This window comes from Nocardia farcinica (assembly GCF_001182745.1).
Lineage (GTDB): Bacteria > Actinomycetota > Actinomycetes > Mycobacteriales > Mycobacteriaceae > Nocardia > Nocardia farcinica.
The window spans coordinates 2245629-2270728 of sequence record NZ_LN868939.1; the positions used below are offsets into that span (position 1 = coordinate 2245629).

Annotated in this window: 20 protein-coding genes; 10 read left to right on the top strand and 10 right to left on the bottom strand. The window is 72.7% G+C overall.

Going from position 1 to position 25100, the window contains the following annotated elements; all coding sequences use genetic code 11:
* Positions 1-5: 5 nt before the first annotated feature.
* From AMO33_RS27120 to AMO33_RS27135, 4 genes are read right to left on the bottom strand one after another with little or no spacing between them, the layout of a single operon-like run.
* Entirely contained in the window at positions 6-1055 is a 1050-nt protein-coding gene (locus AMO33_RS27120; RefSeq protein WP_011210864.1) for an ABC transporter ATP-binding protein, read from the bottom strand.
* On the bottom strand, positions 1052-1864 hold the full coding sequence (modB, locus tag AMO33_RS27125; RefSeq protein ID WP_060594756.1) for a molybdate ABC transporter permease subunit: 813 nt from the start codon (positions 1862-1864) through the stop codon (positions 1052-1054). The genes AMO33_RS27120 and modB overlap by 4 nt, the downstream gene beginning before the upstream one ends.
* The gene (modA, locus tag AMO33_RS27130) at positions 1861-2616 is read right to left on the bottom strand and encodes a molybdate ABC transporter substrate-binding protein (RefSeq protein ID WP_060594757.1); all 756 of its coding nucleotides are present in this window, start codon (positions 2614-2616) and stop codon (positions 1861-1863) included. The genes modB and modA overlap by 4 nt, the downstream gene beginning before the upstream one ends.
* Positions 2613-3020 carry a TOBE domain-containing protein gene (locus AMO33_RS27135; protein ID WP_060595179.1) on the bottom strand — a complete coding sequence of 136 codons (408 nt, stop codon included), beginning with the start codon at positions 3018-3020 and terminating at the stop codon, positions 2613-2615. The genes modA and AMO33_RS27135 overlap by 4 nt, the downstream gene beginning before the upstream one ends.
* Before the next feature lie 304 nt (positions 3021-3324).
* Here AMO33_RS27135 and AMO33_RS27140 point away from each other — a divergent pair, with 304 nt between their 5' ends.
* From AMO33_RS27140 to AMO33_RS27155, 4 genes are all read left to right on the top strand, one after another.
* Entirely contained in the window at positions 3325-4650 is a 1326-nt protein-coding gene (locus tag AMO33_RS27140) for an MFS transporter (RefSeq protein ID WP_060594758.1), read from the top strand.
* Between the two features lie 456 nt (positions 4651-5106).
* Positions 5107-5679, top strand: a complete 573-nt coding sequence (locus AMO33_RS27145) for a GNAT family N-acetyltransferase (RefSeq protein ID WP_240327335.1) — start codon at positions 5107-5109, stop codon at positions 5677-5679.
* Positions 5680-5742: 63 nt separating this feature from the next.
* Positions 5743-12201, top strand: a complete 6459-nt coding sequence (locus tag AMO33_RS27150) for a type I polyketide synthase (RefSeq protein WP_060594760.1) — start codon at positions 5743-5745, stop codon at positions 12199-12201.
* Positions 12198-13619, top strand: coding sequence for an aminotransferase class I/II-fold pyridoxal phosphate-dependent enzyme (locus AMO33_RS27155; protein ID WP_060594761.1), 1422 nt, complete (start codon positions 12198-12200; stop codon positions 13617-13619). Before AMO33_RS27150 ends, AMO33_RS27155 begins: the two co-directional genes overlap by 4 nt.
* A gap of 123 nt (positions 13620-13742) precedes the next feature.
* Here AMO33_RS27155 and AMO33_RS27160 read toward each other — a convergent pair whose 3' ends face one another.
* Positions 13743-14492: an SDR family oxidoreductase gene (locus AMO33_RS27160; protein ID WP_060594762.1), complete on the bottom strand. Its 750-nt coding sequence runs from the start codon at positions 14490-14492 to the stop codon at positions 13743-13745.
* 265 nt (positions 14493-14757) lie between these two features.
* Between AMO33_RS27160 and AMO33_RS27165 the strand changes: the two genes are divergently transcribed.
* Together AMO33_RS27165 and AMO33_RS27170 are read left to right on the top strand one after the other, a co-directional pair.
* Entirely contained in the window at positions 14758-16083 is a 1326-nt protein-coding gene (locus tag AMO33_RS27165; protein ID WP_060594763.1) for an N-acetylmuramoyl-L-alanine amidase, read from the top strand.
* A 342-nt stretch (positions 16084-16425) separates the two neighbouring features.
* Positions 16426-17391 carry a CobW family GTP-binding protein gene (locus AMO33_RS27170; protein WP_228790519.1) on the top strand — a complete coding sequence of 322 codons (966 nt, stop codon included), beginning with the start codon at positions 16426-16428 and terminating at the stop codon, positions 17389-17391.
* A gap of 4 nt (positions 17392-17395) precedes the next feature.
* Here AMO33_RS27170 and AMO33_RS27175 read toward each other — a convergent pair whose 3' ends face one another.
* Genes AMO33_RS27175 through AMO33_RS27185 form a run of 3 tightly spaced genes read right to left on the bottom strand, consistent with a single transcriptional unit; the run spans position 17396 to position 20121 of the window.
* Complete coding sequence (locus tag AMO33_RS27175) at positions 17396-17833, bottom strand: molybdenum cofactor biosynthesis protein MoaE (RefSeq protein WP_060594764.1); 438 nt, start codon at positions 17831-17833, stop codon at positions 17396-17398.
* The gene (gene moaCB / locus AMO33_RS27180) at positions 17823-18872 is read right to left on the bottom strand and encodes a bifunctional molybdenum cofactor biosynthesis protein MoaC/MoaB (protein WP_060594765.1); all 1050 of its coding nucleotides are present in this window, start codon (positions 18870-18872) and stop codon (positions 17823-17825) included. Before moaCB ends, AMO33_RS27175 begins: the two co-directional genes overlap by 11 nt.
* Positions 18873-18918: 46 nt before the next feature.
* A complete protein-coding gene (locus tag AMO33_RS27185; protein ID WP_060594766.1) occupies positions 18919-20121 on the bottom strand; it encodes a molybdopterin molybdotransferase MoeA in 1203 nt (400 codons plus the stop codon).
* A 123-nt stretch (positions 20122-20244) separates the two neighbouring features.
* Between AMO33_RS27185 and moaA the strand changes: the two genes are divergently transcribed.
* The 4 genes from moaA (at position 20245) to AMO33_RS27205 (ending at position 23592) form a co-directional block, all read left to right on the top strand.
* Complete coding sequence (moaA, locus tag AMO33_RS27190) at positions 20245-21303, top strand: GTP 3',8-cyclase MoaA (protein ID WP_041560334.1); 1059 nt, start codon at positions 20245-20247, stop codon at positions 21301-21303.
* The gene (locus AMO33_RS27195; RefSeq protein ID WP_011210849.1) at positions 21296-21538 is read left to right on the top strand and encodes a MoaD/ThiS family protein; all 243 of its coding nucleotides are present in this window, start codon (positions 21296-21298) and stop codon (positions 21536-21538) included. The genes moaA and AMO33_RS27195 overlap by 8 nt, the downstream gene beginning before the upstream one ends.
* Positions 21539-21644: 106 nt before the next feature.
* Complete coding sequence (locus tag AMO33_RS27200; protein WP_060594767.1) at positions 21645-22358, top strand: YciI family protein; 714 nt, start codon at positions 21645-21647, stop codon at positions 22356-22358.
* Between the two features lies 1 nt (position 22359).
* Positions 22360-23592 carry an RNA polymerase sigma factor gene (locus AMO33_RS27205; RefSeq protein ID WP_060594768.1) on the top strand — a complete coding sequence of 411 codons (1233 nt, stop codon included), beginning with the start codon at positions 22360-22362 and terminating at the stop codon, positions 23590-23592.
* A gap of 12 nt (positions 23593-23604) precedes the next feature.
* Here AMO33_RS27205 and nadE read toward each other — a convergent pair whose 3' ends face one another.
* Both nadE and AMO33_RS27215 read right to left on the bottom strand, forming a co-directional pair.
* Positions 23605-24429: an ammonia-dependent NAD(+) synthetase gene (nadE, locus tag AMO33_RS27210; protein WP_060594769.1), complete on the bottom strand. Its 825-nt coding sequence runs from the start codon at positions 24427-24429 to the stop codon at positions 23605-23607.
* A gap of 4 nt (positions 24430-24433) precedes the next feature.
* Positions 24434-25096 carry a TetR/AcrR family transcriptional regulator gene (locus AMO33_RS27215; protein WP_082668823.1) on the bottom strand — a complete coding sequence of 221 codons (663 nt, stop codon included), beginning with the start codon at positions 25094-25096 and terminating at the stop codon, positions 24434-24436.
* Between the last annotated feature and the right edge of the window lie 4 nt (positions 25097-25100).

Sequence of the window (25100 nt, forward strand, 5' to 3'; positions counted from 1 at the left end):
GGCTGTCAGGCCGGATAGACGTGGGTCTCGGTCGCCTTGACCGCCGCCCACAGCCGCGCGCCCGGCGTCAGGTCCAGTTCCGCGAGTGCGGCGGGCGTGACGTCGGCGAGGACGGGCGGGGCGCCGTCCAGCCGCACCCGCACGGTGTGGGCGTGCTGTTCGACGGCCGACACCACCACCGGCCAGGTGTTGCGCGGGCTGCCCGCCGGGCGCTCGGGATGCAGGCCGACGGCGTTGGGCGGGAAGGCCAGGTGCACCGGGCCGGTGCCGGGTTCCACGGTGGTGAACGACCCGCCGCCGTCCACCGCGACGGCCGTGCCGTGCGCGGTGCCACGGTAGAGGTTGAGGCCGACGAGATGGGCGACGTAGTCCGAGCGCGGGCGACGGGCCACCTCGGCCGGGGGACCCTGCTGCACCATCCGGCCGTGCTCCAGGATGACCAGGCGGTCGGCGAGCACCATCGCGTCGAGCGGGTCGTGGGTGACCAGCACGGTGTGGCCGGGGTAGTCGCGCAGGTGGCCGCCCAGTTCCGCGCGCACCTGCGACCGGGTGGCCGCGTCCAACGCGGCCAGCGGCTCGTCGAGCAGCAGCAGGCTCGGTTCGGTGGCCAGCGCGCGGGCCAGCGCGACCCGCTGGGCCTGCCCGCCGGAGAGCGCGCGCGGTGACCGCGCGGCGAACTCGGCCAGCCCCACCCGGTCCAGCCAGCGCGCGGCGGCCGTGCGGGCGGCGTGGCGGGCGGTGCCGCGGGCGCGTAACCCGAAGGCCACGTTGTCCAGCACCGACAGGTGCGCGAAGAGCAGGTAGTCCTGGAACACCACGCCCACGTGCCGCCGCGGCGCGGGCACGAACACGGCCGGTGGCGCGTCCCAGGTGCGGTCACCGAGGCGGATGCGTCCACCGTCGAGCGCGGTCAGTCCGGCCAGCGCGCGCAGCGCCGTCGTCTTGCCCGCCCCGTTCGGCCCGAGCAGGGCCACCACCTCGCCCGCGGCCACCTCCAGGTCCAGCTCCAGCGCGAAAGCCCCGCGCCGCACGCGTAATTCGGCCCGCAGCGTCACAGCGCGCCCCGCATCCACCGCTCCCGCAACGCCACCAGCACCACCACCGAGACTGCCAGCAGCACCAGGCTGAGCACGATCGCCGCGTCGGGATCGGTTTCCAGCGCCAGATAGACCGCCAACGGCATGGTGGTGGTGCGCCCGGGGAAGTTGCCCGCGAAGGTGATGGTGGCGCCGAATTCCCCCAGTGCCCGTGCCCAACACAGCACCGCGCCCGCGAGCACACCGGGCAACACCGAGGGCAGTGTCACTCGGCGGAAGGTGTACCAGCGGGTCGCGCCGAGCGTGGCCGCGGCCTCCTCGAATCGCGGATCCGCCGCGCGCAGTGCGCCTTCCACCGAGATCACCAGGAACGGCATCGCCACGAACGCCTCCGCCAGCACCACCCCGGCGGTGGTGAACGGCAACGAGATGCCGAACCACTCGTGCAGGTGGCTGCCGATCAGCCCGCGCCTGCCCAGCACCAGCAGCAGCGCCACACCGCCGACGACCGGCGGCAGCACCAGCGGCACCGTCACCAGCGCGCGGATCAGTCCCCGGCCCGGCACGTCACCGCGGGCGAGCAACCAGGCCAGCGGAATACCGAGCACCAGGCACAACCCGGTCGCCAGTGTCGCGCACACCAGCGAAAGGCGTAGGGCCTGGAGCACTTCCGGCTCGGCCACACGCTGCGGCATGGTCGCCCACGGCGCCCGGGCCACCAGGCCGAGCAGCGGCGCCACCAGGAACGCCAGCGCGAGCACGGCGGGGACCAGCAGGATCAGCGGCCGTCGCCCGTGTACCGCTCGCCGCCGCGCCACGGTGTTCACGGCGCGGCGAACCCCGCGCGGTCGAAGATCTCCCGCGCCTGCGGTGACCGGACGAAGTCGACGAACGCCGCCGCGGTGGCGGGTTCGGGGGCGGCGGCCAGCGGCGCGATCGGGTAGTCGTTGAGCACACGCTCGGATTCGGGGAAGTCGATGCCCTCCACCCGCTCGGCCGCGGCGGCCACATCGGTGCGGTAGACCAGTGCGGCGTCCACCTCGCCCAGGGTCACCTTGGTGAGCACCGCCTTGACGTCGGCTTCGCGGGTGTCCGGCTGGGCGGTGATGCCCGCCAGGTCGAATACCTTCCGCGCCGCGGCACCGCAGGGCACCTGCTCGGCGCACAGCGCGAGCACCGGTTCGGGCCTGCCGAAATCGGCCAGCCCGGTGATGCCCGCCGGGTTGCCGGCCGGCACCGCGATCTGGAGCCGGTTGCGCACGAACGTGACCGGGGTCGCGGTGATCCGGCCCGCGGCCACGACCTGGCCCATGTTCTCCGGTGACGCGGCGGCGAAGACGTCGGCGGGCCCGCCCTGGCGCAGCTGCTCGGCCAGGGCGGAGCTGGCGCCGAAGCTGAACACCACCTCGGTGCCCGGGTTGGCGGCTTCGAAGCGGTCGCCGAGCTCGGTGAAGGTCTGGGTCAGCGAGGCCGCGGCGAACACCGTGATCGTGCGGGTGGCGTCCGGCTCGCTCGCGCAGCCGGTCGCGCAGGTGGCCAGGACGACGACGGCGGCGACTGCGCCGACCAGGCTTCTCATCCGCGGGTACCTTCCGGGATCTCGACCACGACGTGGGTGGACTTCACCGAGGCGACCGCGACGCTGCCCACCTCGAGGCCGAGTTCGTCGACCGATTCCCGGCTCAGCAGCGACACCAGCCGGAACGGGCCGGCCTGCATCTCCACCTGCGCCATCACCGTGTCCTTGACGATCCGGGTGACGATCCCGCGCATCCGGTTACGGGCCGACGCGGCCACGGTGACGCCGGGTTCCGGCGCCTCGGCGGTGCTGCGCAGGAATTCCGCGAGATCCTTGCCCGCCACCCCCTTGCGCCCGTTGTCCAGCTGGATGGCGGGCAGCTTCCCCTGATCCATCCAGCGCCGCACGGTGTCGTCGCTGACACCGAGCAGCGCGGCGGCCTCGCTGATCCGCAAACTCGTCACGGATCGCACAATACAGGCGCATCTGCGGAATAAGCACCTGATCCGATCCTCATCTGAGATCGAAGAGCGCTTTCTCGTGGAGGCCGGCGTAGCCGATCGGGTCACCATTGTGTGACGAGCGTCACGATTGCCGGTTTGGTGCCTGGTGAGCGGGTATGCGTTCGCCGGATGGTTGCGCCCCGGTGAGTTTGCCCCGTGCGGAACGTGGGTAACGGTTCTTTTCGTGCCCGGACCGAACGTAGCGGGACGGGTGCGCGAGAGGCAGAACCGGAGGTCTGCGGACGCGGGCCGGTGAGGAGGCGCAATGACCGAGACGCAGAATCCCGGGCGGCTGCGACGATCGGTCGCCGCGTCGGCGATGGGCAACGCCACCGAGTGGTTCGACTACGGCGTCTACGCCGCGACGGCCACCTACCTCACCGACGCGTTCTTTCCCGGTGAACTCGGCACGCTGGGCACCATGCTCGGCTTCGCCATCTCGTTCGTGCTGCGCCCCCTCGGCGGCATGGTCTGGGGCCCGCTGGGTGACCGGCTCGGCCGCAAGCGGGTGCTGGCCAGCACGATCCTGTTGATGTCGGCGGCCACCGGCGCGATCGGCCTGCTGCCCACGCACGCCTCGGTCGGCGTGCTCGCGCCCATCCTGCTGATCCTGCTGCGCGTGCTGCAGGGCTTCTCCACCGGCGGCGAGTACGGCGGCGCGGCGACCTACCTCGCCGAATCCGCCAGCGACCGCCGTCGCGGCTTCTTCGGCAGCTTCCTCGAGTTCGGCACGCTCGCCGGATTCGTCGGCGGCTCGGCCGTGGTACTGGCCTGCCAGCTGGTGCTCGGCTCGGACGCCATGCACGACTGGGGCTGGCGCATCCCGTTCCTGATCGCGGTGCCGCTCGGCCTGACCGGCCTGTACCTGCGCTCGCGGTTGGACGAGTCGCCGGTGTTCAAGGAGGTGGCCCAGAACCCGCACCCGCCGACCGGCCTGCGCGAGCTGATCCTGCACTACCGCCGCGAGCTGCTCACCCTGGGCGGCCTGGTGATCGCGCTGAACGTGGTCAACTACACGCTGCTGACCTACCAGCCGACCTACCTGCAGAAGACCATCGGCATGTCCGAGTCCGCCACCACCACGATGATGCTCATCGGGCAGGTGGTGATCATGCTGGTGTTGCCGTTCTTCGGCGCGATCTCCGACCGGGTCGGCCGCCGACCGATGTGGTTGTTCTCGCTGGTCGGCCTGGCCGTGTGCGCGGTGCCGATGTACTGGCTGATGGGCCAGGGTCCGGTGTGGGCGGTTCTCGGCTTCGTGGTGCTCGGCCTGCTGTACGTGCCGCAGCTGTCCACCATCAGCGCCACCTTCCCGGCGATCTTCCCCACCCATGTCCGGTACGCGGGCTTCGCGCTGGCCTACAACGTCTCGACCGCGGCCTTCGGTGGCACCGCGCCGCTGGTGAACGAGGCTGTCATCGAGTCGACCGGTTGGGTGCTGTTCCCCGCCCTCTACATGGTGGGCGCCTCGTTGCTCGGCCTGGTCGCCTGGGCCTATCTGCGCGAGACCGCGGGCACGTCGCTGCGCGGTACCGAGGTTCCCGACGCCCAGCGGGCGGCCGTTCCGGTCGCCGCCGCGGCGGCGGGCTGACCGGCGGCGCCCACGGTCACGGTCCGGCGTCGGGGGTCGGGCCGGGTTCGGGGGTGCGGTCGCCGGGGCGGCGCCGTCGAGGGTGCGGGTGGATCACTCACTCGTCCTCGGCGGCGATCGCTTGCTGCGTGGTTGCCGAAAGCGCCGTGCCCCGGCCCGAGCGCGCATGGTGCGCGGAACATCGTGCGGCGCAGACCCTTTCGAGCGCGCAGCCTAGGTGACCGTTGCCGGTGTGACAAGAGTGCGGTCGACTGTTTTATGTCACAACGGTTCCCGCTGGCGTGTAGGTGTCCGGTGAGTAACCTACTGTCGAGTAGCCCGTCATCGGGCCCGCCGGAGCGTGATGCGGCACAGTTCGTACAAAACGGGCACAGCACGAAAGCGTAAGGGACAGTGGTGAACCAGCAGGCTCGTCCGGTCGTTCGCCGAGCCACCCACCGGGACGCGGACGACATCGTGCGAGTCATCGCACAGGCCTTCGAGACCGACGATCCGATCGAGGAGTACGTCTTCCCGTCGCTCGCGGAGCGGCGCAAGCGCACACCGGCGATGCTGCGGGTGATGCTCCGCCATCGTTTCCTGCCGATCGGCGGCGCCTCGGTCGCGCTGCTCGACGACCGCGTCGTCGGCGCCGCGCTGTACTACCCGCCGCGGCACCGCACACCGCTGTGGCACCAAGCGGTGGCCGGTCCGCAACTGATGCGGGCGATGGGGGCGGCGGGCACCCGCCGCGGCATGGCGGTCGACGCGGCGATGGCGCGGGTGGCGCCGAACCGACCGCACACCTTCCTGGTGTACCTGGGATGTGCGCCCGGCCTGCAGCGCCGCGGCGTGGGCAAGGCGCTGTGGGGCGCGCTGGCCGAGGCATCCGATGCCGCCGAGGCGAGTCTCGGCGGCATCTGCAAGGACGACAATGTCGCCTACTATCGCGCGCTCGGCTGCGACGTGGTCGAGCGCGTCCGGGTCGGCCGGGACGGGCCGGAGATGAACATGGTGCTGCGCCCACCCGCGCGTCCCGCCCCGCGCTGATCAGCCCCCGGCGCCGGGTTGTTTCGAGTTCGCCGGGTCTTTCGAGTTCTACGAGGAGTCGTTGTGTCTGACATCGCCGTTGTCGGTATCGGTTGCCGGTACGCGGGCGGTATCGATTCGCCGGAATCGTTCTGGGACTTCCTGATCGACAAACGCGACGGCGTGGTCGACATCCCACCGCAGCGCTGGGACTACCGGCGCTTCTACGACCCGGACAAGCGCACCCCGGGCCGCATGTACACCAAACGCGCCGCCTTCATGACCGGCGATCCGTGGGAATTCGACCCCGATTTCTTCGGTATCTCCCCGCGCGAAGCGGCCTCGATGGACCCGCAACAGCGCCTGATCCTCGAGGTGGCCTGGGAGGCGCTCGACGACGCGGGCATCGCGGGCCGGGTGGCGGGCAGGCCGGTCGGCGTCTACGTCGGTGCGTTCACCCTGGACCAGCTGGCGGTGTCGGTGGCCGGTGACGCGCTGCCGCACGTGGACATGCACACCGCCGTCGGCGCCTCCTACACCATGCTGTCCAACCGGATCGCCTACGCGCTCAACCTGGTCGGGCCCGCCGTCACCGTCGACACGGCGTGCTCGTCCTCGCTGGTCGCCCTGCACCTGGCCTGTCAGGCGCTGGACAACGGCGACTGCGAGGTGGCGATGGCGGGCGGCGTCACCATGCTGCTGCAACCCGAACCGTTCGTGTCCATGTGCAAGGGCGGCTTCCTGGCCGCCGACGGCCGCAGCAAGCCGTTCGACGCCGCCGCCGACGGCTACGGCCGCGGCGAGGGCTCGGGCATGGTCGTGCTCAAGAAACTCGCCGACGCCGAACGCGACGGCGACCGGATCTACGCGGTGATCAAGGCGACCGGGTCCAATCAGGACGGCCGCACCACCGCCATCACGGTGCCGAACGCCGATTTGCAGGAGGCACTGGCCAAGTCGGTCACCGAGCGGGCCGGTATCGCGCCGCACCAGGTGACCTACGTCGAGGCGCACGGCACCGGCACCCCCGTGGGTGACCCGCTGGAGCTGCGGGCCATCGGCCGCGCCTACGGGCAGGTGCCCGGCCGCACCCGGCCGCTCGGGGTCGGTTCGGTGAAGGGGCAGCTCGGGCACACCGAGGCCGCCTCGGGCATCGCGAGCGTGATCAAGTCGGCGCTGGCCATCGCGCACCGCACGATCGCGCCGCAGGGCTGGCTGAACGAGCCGAACCCGGAGATCCCCTTCGACGAACTGGGGATCCGGCTCCAGCTCGAGGCCGAACCGGTCGGCCCCGAGGTGGAGCGGATGACCATCGCGGTCAACGGTTTCGGCTACGGCGGCACCAACGCGCACGCCATCCTCCAGGAGTACGTGGCGCCGCCGCGTCCGGCGCGGCCACCCCGCCATCACGGCGTGCTGCCGCTGTCGGGCCGCAGCGAACCGGCCGTGCGGGAGCTGGCCCGCGGCTTCGCCGAACAGATCGCCGCGGGCGGCGATCCGCAGCGCCTCGCCGAAGCCGCCTGGACCCGCCGCCAGCACCACCCCTACCGCACCGCGGTGCCCTTCGGCGACGAGGCCGACCTGGTGCGCGGCCTGGTCGAGCTGGCCGAGGGCAGCGCGCGGGGGGCGACCAAGGTGATCCCGCGCCGCGCCGCCGAGCCGGTGTTCGTGTTCACCGGTATGGGCCCGCAGTGGTGGGGGATGGGCAGGCAGCTGCTGACGGCCGACGGCGCCTTCGCCGCCGAGGCCCGCCGCATCGACGCGGTCTTCCGCGAGATCGCCGGCTGGTCCATCGTCGAGGAGCTGCTGCGCCCCGAGGACGACTCGCGGGTCACCAGCACCGCCATCGCGCAACCGGCCAATTTCCTCGTGCAGGTGTCGCTGGTCGCCGCGCTCGCCGAACTCGGCATCCGCCCCGCCGCGGTGGTCGGGCACAGCGTCGGTGAGGTGTCGGCGGCGTATGTCACCGGCATGCTGTCGCTGCACGACGCGCTGCTGGTGAGCTACCACCGGGCGCGCTTGCAGGCAGGCACGGCCGGCTCGGGCGGCATGCTCGCGGTCGGTCTCGCACCCGCCGCGGCCCGCGACCTCATCGACGGCGACACGCGGGTCGATATCGCCGCGATCAACAGCCCCGGCGCGGTGACCCTCGCCGGGGCGGTGGACCGGCTCGACGAGATCGCCGAAAGCCTCACCGCCCAGGGCGTTTTCGCCAAGCGGTTGCACGTCGAGGTGCCCTACCACAGCTATCTGATGGAGCCGATCCTCGACGAGCTGCGGGGCGCGCTGGCCGACCTGAAGCTCACCGATCCGGTGCTGCCGCTGTATTCGACGGTGACCGGGCAGCGGGTCACCGCGGGTGACTGGGATGCCGAATACTGGTGCGGCAACGTGCGCAACCCGGTGCGCTTCGCCGACGCGGTGAGCGCCCTGGTGGCCGACGGCAGCCGGGTGTTCCTCGAGGTCGGCCCCCACCCGGTGCTCGGGGCCAACATCCGCGAGATCCTGATCGGCGCGGGCGAGACCGGCACCACCGTCGCCACCCTGCATCGCAAGCAGGACGATCACGACAGCCTCCGCCGCACGCTGGCCGGGCTGTACACCGCGGGCGTGCTCGACATCGACGCGCTCTTCGCCGACCTGCCCGCCACCCCGCACGCCGACCTGCCGCGTTACCCCTGGCAGCGCACGAAGCTGCGCGCGGACCTGCCCGCCTTCGAACAGCGCAGGCACGGCACACCCGGCGCCTACCCGATGCTCGGCGACCCGGATCTCGGTGATCCGCGCACCACCTGGACGGTGCAGCTGAGTGTGGGGGCGATGCCGTGGCTGGCCGACCACGTCGTCGGCGGCACCCGTATCCTGCCCGGCGCCGCCTACCTGGACGCGGCGTTGAGCGCGGCCGCGGTCCGCACCGAGACCACCCGGGTCGCGGTGGAGGAGGTGCGTTTCGTCGCGCCGCTGGTCGTCGAGGACGGCGACGCGCCCGTGATGGAGCTGCGGGTGGCCGAGTCGACCGGGCAGTTCGTCCTCCGTTCGCGCGGCGCGGCGGCCGACGCGTGGACGGTCAACGCCACCGGCAGGCTCGTCGACGGCGTGTTCGCGCCCACCGAGGTGCGCCTGCCCGACACCGCGGGCATGCACGAGATCGCGCCCGAGGACTTCTACGGCGGGCTGGCCGAGCGCGGTCTGCAGTACGGTCCGGCCTTCCGCCGGGCCACCGCCGTGCGGGTGCGCGAGACCACCGTGTTGGCCACCCTGGACGCGACGATCGCCGCCGACTCGGGGCATCTGGCGCACCCGTGCGTCGTGGACGCCGCGCTACAGAGCATCGCCGCCCTGCTGGTGGGCAGCGGCAACAGCCGGGACGGGGCGATGGTGCCGGTCGGTGTGGACTCGGTACGCGCCTTCGCGGCACTGCCCGAGCAGGTGACCGTGCTCGCGCGGCTCGACACCGTCGACGAGCCGCGCGCCGACATCGACCTGCTCGGCGCGGACGGGGCCGTGCTGATGCAGATCCGCGGCATGCGCTTCGGCTCCATCGCTCCCGGCCGTGGCGCACTGGCCAGGATGACCGACTTCTTCTACGAGAACCGGTGGGAGATGCGCGATCCGGTGGACCGCGGCGCGCTGCCGCCCGAGGACGCGGTGCACACGCTGGTGGTCGATCTGGCCGCCGAGCCGTCCGCGCGTGCCCGCCGCATCGCCGGGCTCGTCCCGCGCGGCGAACTGCTCACCGTCGGCGAGCCGGGCCGCGCGGATCTCGAGGACGAATTCGTCGCCCGGCTGCACGCCGCCGTCGCCGCGGCGGATGTGGACCGGGTGCACGTGGTGGTCGTCGCGGGCTCGGGCTACACCGACCTGGACAACCTGTGGACGCTGCGCAGGCTGGCCGTCGCGCTGGAGGGCTTCCTGGAGGTCCGCATCGACCAGCTCGGCATCGACATGCCGATGACCGGCGACGGCTCGATCCACGCCACGGTCGTCACCGAACAGGCCTACGCCCATCCCGACGGCGACACCGCTCCCGACCCGGTGCACGCCGCCGTCGCCGGTGCGCGCCGGGTACTGCTCAACGAACAGCCCCGGCTGCGTTGGCGACTGGTCGACCTCGACGCCGACACCGCCGACCCCGAACTGGCCGCGGAGCTGGCCGTGCCCGGCGCCTTCAGCTACGACCACGCCGACGAGGTGTTCCTGCGCCACGGCGTGCGGTGGGTCACCGTGGTGACCGCGAGCCTGCCCGAGCGGATCGAGGCCCTCGACCAGGCGGCGCCGCTCACCGATCCGGAGGCGAACTTCGCGCTGGAGATCCCCAAGTCGCGGGTGCTTTCCCGGCTGGCCTGGCGCGAATGCGGCCGCCGCGCACCGGGTCCGGGCGAGGTGGAGGTGCGGATGCGGGCCGTCGGCCTGAACTACAAGGATCCGCTGAAGATCCTCGGCGTGCTCACCGAACGCGATCTGGCGCAGACCTTCTTCGGCGGCTCGCCGGGCATGGAGGGCATCGGCACGGTCGTCCGGGTGGGCGCGGGCGTCGACCACGTCGCGGTGGGTGACACGGTCAGTCTGGGCTGCAAGGACATGATCCGCCGCTACAACACCGCCGACGCCGACCTGATCAGCCGGCTCGACCCGGACACCGAGCCGGGGCACTGCACCAACTCCACCGCCTTCGGCACCGCCGAATACGCGCTGCTGGAGCTGGCCCGGGTGCGGGCGGGCGAGACCGTGCTGGTGCACGGCGCGGCCGGTGGTGTGGGTTCGGCGGCGGTGCAGATCGCGAAACTGCACGGCGCCGTCGTGATCGGCACCGCGAGCACCGACGAGCGCCGCGCCTACGTGCGCACCCAGGGCGCCGACCACGTGCTGGACTCCCGGTCGCTGAACTTCGCCGAGGACGTGCACGCGCTGACCGACGGCCGGGGCGTGGACGTGGTGATCAGCACCGCCCCCGGTGACATCCTGCGGCGCAACTTCGTCGCCGTCGCGGAGTTCGGGCGCATCGTGGAGGTCGGGAAGGCCGACATCTACACCGGCGGCATGCTCGACATGCGCCACTTCGACAAGAACGTCTCCTACCACTCCCTCGATCTGGACCGGATGCTCGCCCGGCGGCGCGCCGAGACCGTGGCACTGCTGCGCGGTGTCAACGCCAAGCTCGCCGACGGCGTGTACCGGCCGCTGCCCTACGAGCTGTACGGCACCGCCGATGTGGCGAAGGCGTTCGAGGAGGTGGCCCGCTCGACGCGGATCGGCCGGGTGGCGCTGACCTTCGAGGAGCCGGCGCCGCTGGTGCGGCCGCGCATCCCGGAGGTCGAGATCGACCCGGCGGCACAATATCTGGTCACCGGCGGCTACGGCGCTTTCGGCCTGGCGGTCGGCCGGTGGCTGGTGCGCAAGGGCGCCACCCGGCTCGCCCTGCTCGGCCGTGCCGGCGCGAGCAGCGAGGCGGCGCGCAGGCAGCTGGCGGTCTGGCAGGAGATGGGCGTGGCGGTGACCGCCGCGCGCGGCGACGTCACCGATCCGGCGGCGATGACCGAGATCCTGCGTGAGCTGCACACCGCCGAGCATCCGCTGCGCGGCATCTTCCACACCGCGGGTGTGCTGGACGACAAGCGCATCACCATGATGGACCGCGACAGCCTGGCCGCGGTCTACCGGCCGAAGGTGGACGGCACCCGGGCGCTGGTCGATGCGCTCGCGACCATCGGTGCCGAGTTGGACATGTTCGTGCTGTTCTCCTCCGGCAGCGCCATTTTCGGCGGCGTCGGCCAGTACTCCTACACCGCCGCCAACATCGCGTTGCAGGCCCAGGCCGATGCCGTCGTGCGCGCCGGCGGCACCGCGCTGGCCATCGGCTGGGGCCACATGTCCGGCGGCGGCATGGCCGAGCACGACGACAACATGGCCCGCTACCTGCGCAACACCGGCTTCGACTCGATGCCGCTGGACGAGGGCACCGAGTACATGGAGAAGGCACTCGAACTCGGCCTGCACCACCACGCCGACATCATCCCGATCGACTGGGGCAAGGTCGCCGCGTCGGGCCCGCACTTCGCCCAGACCGGGCGGGTGGCGGCACTCATCGCCGCCGCCGCGCAGGACGATTCGGAGACCGCCCGGCTGGCGGCGGCGCTGCGGGAACTCGACGAGGGCAAGCGCGGCGAGGTGGTCGCCTACATGCTGGCCGAGCAGCTGGCCACCGTGATGGGCGTGGCCGCCGAATCCATCGACCTCACCGTGCCGGTGCCCGAACTCGGCCTCGACTCGCTGATGGCGGTCGAGTTCGGCGCGCTGGTGACCAAGACGCTCGGCATCGACATGTCCTCGTTGAGCATGGGCCGCACGTTCACCCTCGAGCAGGCCGGTGCCCGGATCGCCGAGCATCTGGTCGGCGGTTCGGGGGACGGCGGTGACGCCGGGGCCGGAGCGGCGGGGGCGGCAGCGCCAGGGCCGAACGGCGGGACAACCGATCCGGACGGCGCGGCGGTGGCGCCGAACGGTGCGGCGGACGCAGCGGCCCCCGCGGAGGTGCGGTCGTGAGCGAGTCCGCCCGCGAGTTGGCGCGCAAGTTGTTGTCCGCCGGCGGCGCCGCCGCGGGAGCGCCCCCCACCGGCGGGCCGGGCAGGCCGGGGTCGGGCGTGCCCGCCGCGGCCCCCGCGCGCCCCGCCACCAGTCCGGGACGGCCGGGCGGCACGGCGGCCCGTCCCCGCCGCGGCCCCGGCAAGCAGTTCGCCGACCACCCCGAGGTGGCCGCGACGGTGGCCAAGCAGGCCGCGATCGACAAGCTCTACGGCGACAGCGACATGCCCAATCCGCTGTTCCTGGTGCGGTCGGGCCCCAACGACGCCACGATCCGTGCCGACGATCGCGACCTGATCAACTTCAGCGCCTACAACTACCTCGGCCTGGCCAACCATCCCCGGGTGGTGCGCGGCGCGAAGGAGGCGCTCGACCGCTACGGCGCGTCCGCCTCGGCCAGCCGCATCATCGCCGGGGAGATCCCGCTCTACCGTGAGCTGGAGGCCAGGCTGGCCGCACTCTACGGTGTCGGCGACGCCATGATCACCACCAGCGGCTACCTCACCAACGCGGGCGCGCTCGGCTTCCTGCTGCGCGAGGGCGACGTGGCGGTGTGCGATGCGCTGATCCACGGCAGCGTGGTCTCGGGGACGCAATGGTCGGGGTGCCGCCGGATCACCTTCCGGCACAACGATCCCGACGCGCTGCGCGCCGTCCTGCGGATGTCGCGCGCGGGCTTCGACCGCGCCCTGGTGGTGCTGGAGGGGCATTACAGCATGGACGGCACGGTCGGCCGGGTCGACGAACTGGCCGCCGTGGCACGGGAATACGACTGTGCCGTGATGGTCGACGAGGCGCACTCGTTCGGCGTGTTCGGCGACCGTGGCCACGGCATCCGCGAGCACTACCGGATGCCCGCCGACGCGGTGGACATCTGGATGGGCACGCTGTCGAAGGCGCTGGGCAGTTGCGGCGGGTTCCTGGCCGCCGACGCCGACCTCATCCGCGCGATGAAGGCCGCGGCACCGGGCATCGCGATGCTGACCGGCGGGCCCGCACCGGCCGCGGTCGGCGCCGCGCTGGCCGCGCTCGACGTGCTCGCGGACGAACCCGAGCGCCTGACCCGCCTGTGGGCCAACGCGAAACAGTTCACCGCGCTGCTCACCGAACGCGGCCTCGACCTGGGCAGCTCGGAGGGCACGCCGATCTGCCCGGTGATCGTGCCCGGTGAGGTGCGCTCCGGATTCGTCTCCTCCTACCTGCTGCAGCGCGGGGTGTACGCGGGCAACATCTCCGCGCCCGCGGTGCCCGCCGGTCAGGAGCGGCTGCGGTTCTTCCTCACCAGCGAACACACCGACGAGCAGCTGGTCACCGCGGCGGATCTGCTCGCCGAGGCCATCGGTCACGCGCGGCACCTGCCCGACCCGACCGTGCAGTAGTGCGAGAGCCCGGCCGGGCCCTGTTCCCCCCTCCTGGATCAGGGACCGGCCGGGCTGGAACAAACCATCCCTCGGGGGTCTTGACAGGGGCTTACAGAGCCCTTAATGGCCCGGTCGTGGCGCTCAGCCGAGGCGCCGCACCACCGCGTCGGGCAGGCGCGGCAGCACCGGGTCGAGCAACCGCCACGGCCAGCCGGGCACGCACGCGCGGCGGCGTTCCCGCTCGATGGCGTCCACCATCGCCGCCACGCCCTTGTCCAGGGGTGCGACCAGCTGCGCGTCCCCCGCCTTGGCCGCCATGTCGGTGGCGATGAAACCGGGCAGCAGCGTCGTCACCGCGATGGGCGAATCCGCGAACTCGGTGGCCAGCGCCTCGCCCAGCGCGGCGAGCCCGGCCTTGCTCGCCGAATAGGCGGCCTTCTTTCCGGGCAGCCCGCGCACGGCGCTCATCGAGGAGACCAGCACCAGGTGTCCGCCGTCCTGGCCGCGGAAGATCTCGAGCGCGGCCTCGGCCTGGGCCAGCGCGCTGACGAAATTCGTGGTGGCGGTGGCGAGATTGGCGTCGGCGCGGCCGGTGCCCAGCCGGGCGCCCTTGCCGATACCGGCGTTGACGATCACCCGGTCCAGGCCGCCGAGTTCGGCACGCAGCTCGGCGAAGACGCGCGGGACGGCGGCGTGGTCGTCCACATCGAGCGCCCGCACGGCGACGGTGATGTCCGGGTGGGCGGTGGTGAGTTCGCTCCGCAACTCCTCGAGCAGCTCCAGCCGCCGCGCGCACAGCGCCAGATCGCGCCCCTTGCGCGCGAACTCGCGTGCCATGCCCGCGCCGAGCCCGGAGCTCGCGCCGGTGATCAAGATCCTGGTCCTCGTCATGGGCCGACCCTAGCCGCGGACCGGGGCCGGGTCACTGCCCGCGGAACCGCTCACCCCCGCGGAATCGGCGGCCGGGAAACTCGACAAAGAGATACACGTCACAACGCTCGCGTTCGCGCATGAATTGCGGTCGGGGTGTGGCGGCGGTAACAGTTCGGCAACTGGGGGTTGTCTGGGTGATGCTGGCGTTGCCAGAGTGAAGCGTTGGGTTTGGTGTTGCCAATGGGAAGGGAGGGGTGCTCCGTTCCGGGGCACCGACCGAAACATGAAGCCGACCGTCATCACCGCCGCCTGCGCCCTCGCACTGGCCGTCGTGGGAACCGGGCCCGCGGTCGCCGAACCGGTGTCCCCGGAGATGGCCACCAAGCTGGCCGGCCGCACCGTCTTCCTGGACCCCGGGCACCAGGGACCGAACCACTCCGAAGACCTGTCCCGCCAAGTCGACAACGGCCGCGGCGGTACCAAGGACTGCCAGACCACCGGCATGACCACCGTCAACGGGGTCGCCGAACACACCATCAACTGGAACGTCGCCCAGCTGGTGAAGGCGTCGTTGGAGAGCCTCGGCGCGCGGGTCGTGCTGAGCCGGCAGGACGACAGCGGCTGGGGCGGCTGCGTGGACGAACGCGCCCGCGCCGCCAACGAGTCCGGCGCCGCCGTCGCGGTCAGCATCCACGCCGACAGCGCACCCGCGAGCGAGCGTGGCTTCCACCTGATCGTCCCGCAGTTGCCGGTCCCCGATCCCGAGGTCGATCGGGTGCAGTCCGGACCCGGACTGGCGGTGTCGAAGGCCGTGCGGGACGCCTACGTGCAGGCCGGTTTCCCGGCCGCCACCTACGCCGGCGTCCGGGAGGGCCTGCAGTCGCGCGCCGATGTCGCCGGGCCCGCGCTGACCGCGGTGCCGAACGTCTTCGTGGAGATGGGCAACGGCGCCAACCCCGAGGACGCCGCCGTACTCGAATCCGGCGACGGACAACTGAAACACGCCATCGCCATCACCACCGGCGTGGTGAGCTACCTGCTCAACGCCCCCGTCGACCCGGGCTCCGGCTCGGCCGACCTGCCCGCGGGCGCGGCCCCCGCCCGCACCGAGCCGAGCGACCCGCTGCCCGCCGCCCCGGAGAACGCCGCCCCGGAGAACGCGCCCACCTCGCCGTCGCCCACGACGCCAGGCTTCACCGCACCGACCGCCACCGCACCCGCACCGGGTGGGGCACCGGCACCCGCGCCCGGCGCGACCGCACCCGCTCCCGGCACGGCGACCACTCCGGGTGGCGCGACTGCTCCGGGCGTCGCGCCGTCACCTGCCCCCGGTGCCGCACCGACACCCGCGCCCGGCGCCGCCCCCACGCCGGGCACCACCGCCACACCCGCGCCGGGCGCGCGCACGACGCCCGCACCGGCCGGTACCGGCACACCCGCCACCCCGACCTCATCGGCCGCCCCCGCGGTCACCGGCCCGGCGGGCAAGGCACTGGAGCTGCTCATGCCCCTGGCCCGCGCGCTGGGCATGGACCAGGAGGCCGTCACCGCCGAACTGATCAACCTCGCCTACACCCTGGCCGCCACCCTGTTCCCGCCCACCAGGTAGGAAACCTGCCCGACCACCGGGCTCCGCTCAGGCACGCACGCTCGGCCGGCCCGAGCGAGGTGAACGCCGACCGTCTCCACCTCCGGTCCGGATCCCGCCGCGGTGATCCGGACCGGCGAGCAACGGGTTCCACGGACCCGAATCCTGGGGTTCTCGGCGGCGAGGGTGTCGGACGGCGGCCTCCTGGTCGCTCGCCTCGGCCGGTGCGGCGCGGGCAGCGCCCGCGACCGCTCGCTCACACCTGCGGCGGGCGGCCCGGTGGCGGCGCCTAGGGTGGTCGGGGTGAGCGAGCGGATTCCTGTGCTGATCGTGGCCGGCTTTCTCGGCGCCGGGAAGACCACCATGCTCAACCACCTGCTGCGTGACGACAGCGGCACGCGGATCGGTGTGGTGGTCAACGACTTCGGCGCCGTCAACATCGACGCGATGCTGGTCGCCGGGCAGGTCGACGCGATGGTCTCGCTCGGCAACGGCTGTGTGTGCTGCGCGATCGACGTGAGCGAACTGGACGAGATGTTCGAGCGGCTGACCCAGCCGCAGGCCCTCATCGACGTCATCGTGGTGGAAGCCAGCGGCCTGGCCGAGCCGGGCAATCTGATCCGGATGGTGCTGGGCAGCGAGAACCCGCGCATCCGCTACGGCGGGCTGATCGAGGTGGTCGACGCCGAGCAGTTCCCGGACAGCCGGGCCCGCCACCCCGAGCTGGCCGGTCACCTGCGCATGGCCGATCTGGTGGTGCTCAACAAGGCCGATCGGGTCGAGCCCGGCGTGCTCGACCGGCTGCGAGCCGAGATCGCCGAGCACGCCCGCGGTGTCCCGGTGTACGCGACCGCGCACGGCCGCATCGATCCGGCCCTGCTGTTCGACCCGCCCGCGCGCGAGCGAACACCGGTGGCCGAGCAGCTCAGCTTCGACGAGTTGTGGCGCGAGCACGACCACGGCGACCCCGGGCACCGGCATCTGCACGACGACTACACGAGCGTGTCGTTCACCAGCGACCGAGATCTGCACCCGCGCAGGCTGATCGGCGTCCTGGAGGATCCGCCGCCCGGGCTGTTCCGCGCCAAGGGCGTGCTCGCGTTCGCCGGTGACCACCGCAAGTTCACCCTGCACGTGGTGGGCAGGCACATCCGCCTCGAACCGCAGTCCTGGCGGCGCGACGAGGCACGCGCGAGCTCCCTCGTGCTCATCGGCGCGGGCCTGCCCGCGGACACGGCGCTGGCCCGGTTGCGCGACACCGTGCACGCCGAGCCCGAGCCGCCGGACGAACAGGCCATGCTCGGCGTGTGGCGGTACGTGCCGCACTGACCGCTCAGGTGCAGGCGTTCACCCATTCGGAGAGGCCGTCGGCGAAGAGTTGACGCTTCCAGATCGGCACCTCGTGCTTGATCCGGTCGACCAGTTCGGCGCAGGCGGTGAAGGCCTCGGCCCGGTGCGGTGCGGCCACCGCCACCACGATGGCCGGATCGCCGATCCCGAGCGCCCCGACGCGGTGCTCGGCCGCGACCGGCAGGCCGCTGCTCGTCGCGATCGCCGCGCAACATTCGCGCAGGAAGCGCTCGGCCCGCGGGTGGGCGGAGTACTCCAGCGCCGCCACCGCCTGCCCGCCGTCGTGGTTGCGGACCTTGCCGGTGAACACCACCACCGCCCCGTGTTCGGGGCCGGTGACGGCTGCTTCGGCCCTCGTTGGGTCGAGCGGCTGGTCGCTGATGCGGGCCAGCCGCACCCCGGTCGTCGTCTCACTGGTCATGGGCACCGCCTCCGGCTACTTGCGCGAGCAGATGGTCGAGCAGCGGCTCGAGCACCGACATACCGTCCTTCACCCCGCCCGGGGAACCCGGCAGGTTCACGATCACGGACCGGCCGGCCAGCCCGGCGACCCCGCGGCTCAGCGCGGCCAGCGGGAACTTCGCCGCGCCCTTGGCCCGGATGGCCTCGGCGACCCCGGGCAGTTCGCGGTCCAGCACGGCCAGCGTCGCCTCCGGTGTCGCGTCGGAGGGTGCCGCGCCCGTGCCGCCGGTGGTGATCACCAGGTCGGGGCCCGAGCACAGCGCGTCGGCGAGCCCGACGGCGATCTCGGCGTCGGCACAGACCAGCGGGCCGCGCACCTCGAAACCGAGCCCGGCCAACCAGGCCGCCAGCGCCGGGCCGGTGGTGTCCTCGCGGGTGCCCACCGCCGCACCGGTGGAGGCGACCAGGACCACCGCGGAGCGCACCGGCCCGGCGGCGCTACCGGCTGCCGTGCCTTCGGTGACCGCACCGGCCGCGCGGTCCTGCGCGGCGGTGCCGTGCCGGTGATCCTCCGCTCGGGCGGGTTCGCCGGGCCGCTCCCAATGCCCGTGTTTCCCACCGTCTTTGGTGAGCAGCCGGACGTTGTGCAGGCTGGCGGCCGGATCGACGGCCTTGACCATGTCGTGCAGCGTCAGCCCCGCCACCGCCACCGCGGTGAGCGCCTCCATCTCGACGCCGGTGGGGCCCTTGGTCTTCGCGGTGGCCTCGATGGTGACGGCGCTGTCGGTGAAGCCGAATTCGACCGTCACCGAGGACAGCGCGAGCTGATGGCACAGCGGGATCAGTTCGGAGGTCTTCTTGGCGCCGCCGATACCGGCCAATCGCGCGGTGGACAGCACATCGGCCTTGGGCAGATCGTCGGCGCGCACCAGGGCCACCACTTCGGGCGTGGTGCGCAACTCGCCCGCGGCGACCGCGACGCGCGCGGTGTCGGCCTTGGCGCTCACGTCCACCATCCGGGCACGGCCCTCGGCGTCGACATGGGACAGCTCGCTCATGAACTCCAGCCTGGCACAGTCGCCGCCGCGGTCGCCGCGCCGGATCTCACAGTTCCCGCACCCACACCGGGGCGCCCGCGGCCAGTTCGGTGGCCTCGGCGGGCACGTCGATGAGCACATCGGCCCGCGCCATGCCCGCGATCAGGTGCGACCCCGGCCCGGACACGGTCTCGACACCGTCGTCGGTGAGCCGCCCGCGCAGGAACTGGCGCTTGCCCGCGGGGGAGCGCACCGCCTCGCGCAACGTCGTCTCGAAGCCGCGCAGAGGCGGCAGGCCGGACAGCCTGCGCAGCACCGGCCGGGCCAGCACCTCGAACGAGACCAGCGTGCTCACCGGATTGCCGGGGAAACTCAGCACCGGCGTGCCGTCGACTACGCTCAGCCCCTGCGGCCCACCCGGTTGCATGGCCACCGCACCGAACGCCCCGCGCGGCCCGAGCACCTCCTTGACCACCTCGAAATCGCCCTGGGACACCCCGCCGGAGGTGAACACCACGTCGGCGGATTCGGTTGCGGCGGTGAGCAACCGGCGGAAGGCCGCGGGATCGTCGGTGCTGTGCTCGACCGAGACCACCCGCACCCGGTCGGCGGTGAGCGCGGCGGCGAGTGCGATGCCGTTGGAGTTGTAGATCTGTCCGGGCCGCAGGGTGCTGCCCGCGGGCACGAGTTCGTCGCCGGTGGTGATCACCGCGGCGCGCACCGGCTCGAACACCCGCACCCGCGCCACCCCGACCGCGGCCAACGCGGCGATGTGGCGCGGAGTGAGCCCGGTGCCCGCCGCGACGAGCAACGCGCCCGCGCGCACATCGGTACCCGGCTCGCGGATGAAATCGCCTGCCGCACGGCCACGTTCGACGACGACCCGATCTCCCTCGGCGCGCGCGTCCTCGACCGGCACCACACAGTCCGCGCCCGGCGGCACCGGGGCGCCGGTCATCACCTTCCACGCGCCGCCCTCGGGCAACGGCGTGTCGCCCGCCTCGCCCGCGGCGACGACCCCGGCCAGCCGGAGCGTCACCGGCGCGTCCGCCACCGAGGCCGCGCGCACGGCGTAGCCGTCCATGGACGAGTTGCGGAACACCGGCAGGTCGACCGGCGAGTGCACGTCCTCGGCGAGCAGGCGGCCCAGCGCCGCGGGCACCGGCACCGTCTCCAGCCGGCGCGCCGCCAGTGGCCGCAGGACCTGCTCGATGGTGTCGCGGTACTCGTCGACGGTTCTGGCGGCACCGTCCGCGGCCCGTGCGTTCATGGCGGTCAGCCTATCGCGACACCCCGATCTCACGGCCTGACGTGGTGATTTGTGAGAGCCCCAGGTCGAACGGGTTCTCCCGTCGGGCCTGCCCGTGTCGGGGGCAGCGGTCATAATGGAGCGGTGACGTTGGTCGATATGGGCATCCCCGCCGTGCGATCCGGGCGGCCCTCGCTCGACGGACGGCCCGATACGCCCGTGCTCATCGACCGCTTCGGCCGGGTCGCCCGCGACCTGCGCGTGTCCATCACCGAGAAGTGCTCGCTGCGCTGTACCTACTGCATGCCCGAGGAGGGCCTGCCGCCCATCCCGGCCGAGGAACTGCTGACCGTGGACGAGATCGTCCGCCTGGTCGCCCTGGCGGTGGAGGAACTGGGGGTGCGGGAGGTCCGGTTCACCGGCGGTGAGCCGCTGCTGCGGCGTGACCTGGAGCGGATCATCGCGGGCTGCCATGCGCGGGTGCCGCAGACGCCGCTGGCCATGACCACCAACGGTGTCGGCCTCGCGCACCGGGCGCGGGGGCTGGCCGCCGCCGGGTTGCACCGGGTGAACGTCTCGCTCGACACCGTCGACCGGCTCGGCTTCGCCCGCCTCACCCGCCGCGACCGCCTCGACTCGGTGCTCGCCGGCATCCGCGCCGCGCGGGCGGCAGGCCTGGCCCCGGTCAAGGTGAACGCCGTGCTGATGCGCCAAACCCTCGCCGACGCACCGGATCTGCTGCGATGGTGTCTGGACGAGGAGTGCGAGTTGCGGTTCATCGAGGAGATGCCGCTGGACGCCGACCACGAGTGGGCGCGCGCCAACATGGTCACCGCCGCCGAACTGCTCGACGTGCTCGGCACCCGCTTCGCGCTCACCGAGGCCGGTCGCGCCGACCCGTCCGCGCCCGCGGAGAAGTGGCTCGTCGACGGCGGCCCGGCGACCGTGGGCATCATCGCGACGGTCACCCGCAAGTTCTGCGACACCTGCGACCGCACCCGGCTCACCGCCGACGGCATGCTGCGCTCCTGCCTGTTCAGCGATCAGGAGTTCGACGTGCGCCAGGCCATGCGGGCGGGCGCCGACGACGCCGAGATCGCGGCCATCTGGCGCGGCGCCATGTGGCAGAAGTGGGCCGGGCACGGCATCGAATCGGAGAACTTCGTCCCGCCCGAACGCACGATGGGAGCCATCGGTGGTTGAGATCCGCTATTTCGCCGCCATCGCCGACGCGGTCGGCAAGGAGACCGAACAGCTCGACCTGCCACCCGGCGCCACCGTCGCCGACCTGCGCACCACCCTCGCCGACGCCTACGGTCCCGACCTGGACAAGATGCTGGGCGTGTGCGCCTACCTGATCGGCGACGAGCTCACCCGCGACCCGGCCGCCGCGCTCGGCCGCCAGGTCGACGTGCTGCCCCCCTTCGCAGGCGGCTGACACCGCCGCAAGAACTTCTCGCGCGGATGTAGAAGAAGCCCGATCCCGATCGTCGTCCTCATAGCCGGGGGTAACCGCTCCCGCCGAATCGAGAAAGGATGACGCCATGCACTACCTGGTGACACTCGCCGGACCCGAGGACGGGCCGGTCTACCAGCCGGGCACGCCCGAGTTCGAGGCCGAGGTGGCGCAGTTCGCCGAGTTCGAGCGGCGCTCGGGGCACGCGATCGCCGGCGGTGCCGCGCTGCACCCGTCCGAGACGGCGCTGACGATCCGCCGCGGTGAGGGGCGCACACTGGTGACCGACGGCCCGTTCGCCGAGCAGGCCGAGGTGGTGGGAGGCTTCTACGTCTTCGACGCACCCGACCTGGACGCGGCCATCGAACTCGCCGAACAGTTGCCGATGTCGGAGACCGGCTGCTTCGAGGTGCGGCCGATGGTCATGTGGAACCCGCACGAGGAGCCGGGACCGGACTGGTGGCTCGCGCTGCTCTGGGAGGCTCCCGACGCCGTGCTCGCGCCCGGCACCCCGGCGTGGGACGCCGCGGTCGAGGAGCATCGCCGGTTCGGCGAGAAATACGCCGAGGCGATCCGCGGCGGCGGGGCGCTGCATCCGCCCGCGACCGCGACCACCCTGCGCAAGCGCGACGGCCGGGTGCTGCTCACCGACGGCCCGTTCGTCGAATCCGCGGAGGTCGTCGACGGCCTCTACCTGTTCACCGCCCCGGACCGGGCCACCGCCGCCGAGATCGCCGCGCAGATCCCGCTCGGCGAGCGCGGACACACCGAGGTGCGCCCGATCGTCCACCTGGGGCAGTGAGGTGGCGGGCCCGGCCGTCGACGCGGTCTACCGCGCCGAGTTCGGGCGGGCCCTGGCCACCGTCGCCCGGCTGGTGGGCGATATCGCCGCCGCCGAGGACGCCGTACAGGAGGCCTTCGCCGAGGCGTTGCGCACCTGGCCCGCCCGCGGCACACCCGCCAACCCGGGCGCCTGGATCACGACCGTCGCCCGCAACCGGGCGCTGGACCGGTTGCGGCGCGAGGCCACCCGCGCCGACCGGGAGGTCGAAGCGGCGCGGGTGCGTCCGCCGGACGAACCGCAGGAGGTGACCCCGGTGCCCGACGACCAGTTGCGGATGATCTTCACCTGCTGCCACCCGGCGCTGTCGAGCGAATCCCAGGTGGCCCTCACCCTGCGCCTGGTCTGCGGGCTGCGCACGAGCGAGATCGCGCGCGCCTTCCTGCAACCGGAACACACCGTGGCCCAACGGCTCTCCCGGGCCAAGGCGAAGATCCGCCGGGCCGCCATCCCGTTGCGCGTGCCGCCGCCACACCTGCTGCCCGAGCGGCTGCCCGGCGTGCTGGCCTGCGTCTACCTGGTCTTCACCGAGGGCTACTCGGCCACCGGCGGCCCGGCGGCGGTGCGGGCGGAGCTCTGCGACGAGGCGATCCGGCTGGGCAGGCTGTTGTGCGCCCTGCTGCCCGCCGAGCCGGAAGCCCACGCCCTGCTCGCGCTCATGCTGCTGCACGACAGCAGGCGCGGGCAGCGCCGCGGCCCGGACGGCGCGGCCGTGCCGCTGGAGGAACAGGACCGCGGGGGCTGGAACCGCGCGGCCATCGCCGAGGGCCGGGCGCTGCTGGCCGACCTCGCCGACGCGCGCGGGCCCTATCTCGCGCAGGCGCGCATCGCCGCCGCGCACGCGAGCGCCCCGGACTGGTCCACAACCGACTGGGCGCGGGTGGTGGCGGGCTACGACGAACTGCTGCGGTACTCCGCGTCCCCGGTGGTGCGGCTCAACCGCGCGGTCGCCCTCGGTTTCCTGGCCGGGTTCGACGCCGGGCTGGCCGCGATCGACGAGATCGCCGGGCATCCCCGGCTCGCGGCCACGCACATGGTCGCCGCGAGCCGCGCCGACCTGCTGCGCCGGGCCGGACGGCCACGGGAGGCCGCCGAGCAGTACCGGATCGCGCTCGACCGCGCGGGCAACGACGAGACCCGCGCGTTCCTGGCCCGCCGGCTACGGGAGGTGCAGACCGCGCTCAGCGGCGGGTGACGCCGCTGTGGTTCAGCGCCACCAGGAATCGAGCGGCGACACGGGCACGGTGCGCTTGTGCCGAGTGGCGGTGTAGAGCTGCTCGACCCGTGCGGCCACCGCCTCGGTGACCTCCTTGCCCTCGAGGTAGTCGTCGATCTCGCTGTAGCGCAGTCCCAGCGCCTCCTCGTCGGGCAGCGCGGGCCGGTCGTCCTCGAGGTCGGCGGTGGGCACCTTGGACCAGGTGCTCGGCGGTGCGCCGAGTTCCTGCAGCAGCGCGGCGCCCTGCCGCTTGGTCAGTCCGGTCAGCGGCGTCAGGTCGACACCGCCGTCGCCGTACTTGGTGAAGAACCCGGTCACCGCCTCGGCCGCGTGATCGGTGCCGACCACCAGCAGGTTCTCCTGCCCGGCGATCGCGTACTGGATGATCATCCGTTCCCTGGCCTTGATGTTGCCGCGCACGAAATCGCGCAGCGCGTCGAGGCCGAGGCCCTCGGCGACCGCCCCGGCCGTCGCGTCGACCCCGGGCTTGACGTTCACCGTCACCGCCCGATCGGGGCGGATGAACTCCATCGCCACCGCCGCGTCGTGCTCGTCGGCCTGCACCCCGTAGGGCAGCCGGACCGCGACGAAGGTCGCCTCGCCGCCCTCGGCCCTGACCTCCTCGGCGGCCAGCTGGCACAGCCTGCCGGTCAGCGTGCTGTCCTGCCCGCCGCTGATGCCGAGCACGAAACCCTGTGCGGGCGTGGACCGCAGGTAGTCCTTGAGGAAGTCGACCCGGCGGCGCACCTCGGTCTTCGGTTCGATGACCGGCTGGACGCCCAATTCGGTGATGATCTGTTCGCGCAGGCTCGCCATGGCCTCACTCTACTGGCGCGACGACCCCGGCCACCCGTCGAACGAAAGCTTCCCAGTTGTCGCCGATCTGCGTGCGGCTGTAACCGAGCACGTCGAGCTGGTGCATCACCAGCGGCGCGCTGAGCAACGCGAGCAGGCCGTCGGCGAGCAGATCGGGCTCGCCCGCGGTGCGCGCCTCCCGCAGCAACATCCGGACATGGGCCTTGAGCAGGCTGTACGGCGCGCCCACGTACCGTTCGCCCGCCTCGCCCACCTCGGCGGCGCGATACAGCTCGCCCTCCACCTCGATGTCGAGCAGCCGGGCGCGGCCGAGCGCGACGAGCCGGTCGAGCGGCGGCGCGCCGGGGCCGAGCGGGGGCGGGCCGAACATGAAGCCGTGCTGGAACTTTCGTTCCGAGTGGTCGAGCAGCGCGCGCAGCAGGCCCGAGCGGTTGCCGAACCGCCGGAAGACCGTGCCCTTGCCGACACCGGCCCGGCGGGCCAGCGCGTCCATCGTGAGGCTGTCGACGCCGTGCTCGCGGACCAGCTGCTGGGCGGCGTCGAGCAGCAGCTGGCGGTTGCGCGCGGCGTCGGCGCGCTCGCCCGGCTCGCCGGTACCGGGCAGTGGAGCGCCGACGCGCGGCAGCGAACGGTGCGCGCCGTTCGGCGCGGGTGTGATGGAGCCCACGTCT